1 protein-coding gene is annotated in these 1,678 nt (G+C 46.3%); it reads right to left on the bottom strand.

Annotated features, from left to right (window positions below):
* Window positions 1–23: 23 nt before the first annotated feature.
* Window positions 24–1,562, bottom strand: a complete 1,539-nt coding sequence (locus E5331_RS20025) for an IS1634 family transposase (protein WP_123481369.1) — start codon at window positions 1,560–1,562, stop codon at window positions 24–26.
* Window positions 1,563–1,678 lie beyond the last annotated feature (116 nt).

The raw sequence follows: 1,678 nt of genomic DNA, 5'->3' as shown, positions 1-1,678 counted from the left end.
CCTGACTTCGTCATTGCGTCACCCTAAACGCCTAAATAGTCCAACAGCGGTTGTAGAGAGCGGTGCTCAGGCGTTAGAATCATGGTCCGAGTCATGATTTTGTCGTTAATGGGCAACTTTAGCCGAATCGTTGAGATCGTTTTAGCGATTTTCAGTACTGAATCGACGCTGAGACCCATACCCAGAGTATGCAGTATTCTCTCCAATTCTTTGTAAACCTTAAAAGCGACAAAACATAGGCATACATGAGCCTCTATTCTCTTTTCAGTGAAGTGAAAGATGGGGCGCGTCTCGATTGTCCCCTTTGAGACTCTGAATGCCCGCTCCACCACCCAAAGTCCGCGATACTGTGCCACAACATCAGGTGCGGTCAAGGAGGTGTTGGTGACATATCCTTTCATGCCGTCCCATTTTGCATCTTCTGCTATTTTGTCCTCATTGATGGATACGGCCACATCGTTGTCTATCTTCAGGAACTTGTTGTAGCCCCGCTTGTTGATTTTGTCTTTGGTTATTTTGCCTGAGGCAAATGACTTGCGGAGCCGTTCCACTCCTTTGCGACGGTTGAATTCATCCTTGGCAGCCCGCCTGGAGCTGTATGTGACTATGAGGCGGTCTCCGTTTTCAAGAGTGGTTTCATGACAGAGCCCGTCCTCATGTGGAAGCGACAGGATCCATTCCTTTATTTGGGGTGCGCTTTTCTTTATTCTCGCTCCAACGATGAAATCATATCCGCCGCTACGCAAAAGTTCAATATTGCGCTTAATCATGAAGCCGGAATCAGCCACCACTATGAAATCATCTATGCCAAAGCGCTGTTTAAAATCATCAATGACAGGAATCATGGTGTAACTCTCGTACTGCGCTCCATTGAATAGGGAATATGCCAATGGGTAGCCATTTTCGCAGACCAGCAGCCCGAGGATAATCTGGGTTTCCGCTGTCTTGCCATCTTTTGAAAAACCTGGCGAGCGCAACACGTCTTCTCTGAAACTCTCGAAATACAGCGATGTCACGTCATAGAACAGCATCTCCACCCTGCCTCCAATCACTTTGAAAGTATGCTCGACACTTATGCGCTGCACCGTATCCTGCTGAGTGTTGTAGAGCTTGTCCAGATAGCGGTAGATTTTGCTCAGATTAACGTCCTCGTCAAAGTGACTTTTGAGATATTCGACAGTTGCCATCTTGCTCATGGGCTGGCATAGGCGTGCTATGACCAGTTGTCTCAATATATTGTCCGTTATACAGTTGAAACCTATTGAATCATATACCTTATCAAGAATCATCTTCGCTCCGTTGAGCAGCACGGAATCAATATTGTTAAGGAAATGCTCGGCATCGGAAATCTCTGCCGTCTTTCTGTCAATACCCTCAAAGTCTATGCGACGTACACCATTATACTCATCAATCCACTTGCGTCCCTTGTCCATCAAGGCCGCGATGTCACCGTCGCCATTGGCAATGCCAACGGTGTGAAGCTCCTTAAACCTACCGCCGCGCTTATCAACGATAACGATGCTGGTTGAGCCTGATCTATTCTTCTTTTTGCGCACAAACATGCGCAAAGATAGCGAATTTTCGCCGTTGCGTCACCCAAATCACCCAATTCTAAAACCTATATCTCTAATTATCAATGATATTTATTTTTAACCCTCAAAAAGTGACGAAGTCAGGA

Origin of the sequence: Lepagella muris (assembly GCF_004793975.1) — a bacterium.
Taxonomy (GTDB): Bacteria; Bacteroidota; Bacteroidia; order Bacteroidales; family Muribaculaceae; genus Lepagella; species Lepagella muris.
The sequence above is the reverse complement of the archived record's forward strand: the minus strand, read 5'-3'. Positions and strand labels throughout refer to the sequence as shown.

Bases quoted from the DNA above. Each gene is read 5' to 3' on its own strand.
- E5331_RS20025 (WP_123481369.1), bottom strand. From the start codon at position 1,562: ATGTTTGTGCGCAAAAAGAAGAATAGATCAGGCTCAACCAGCATCGTT.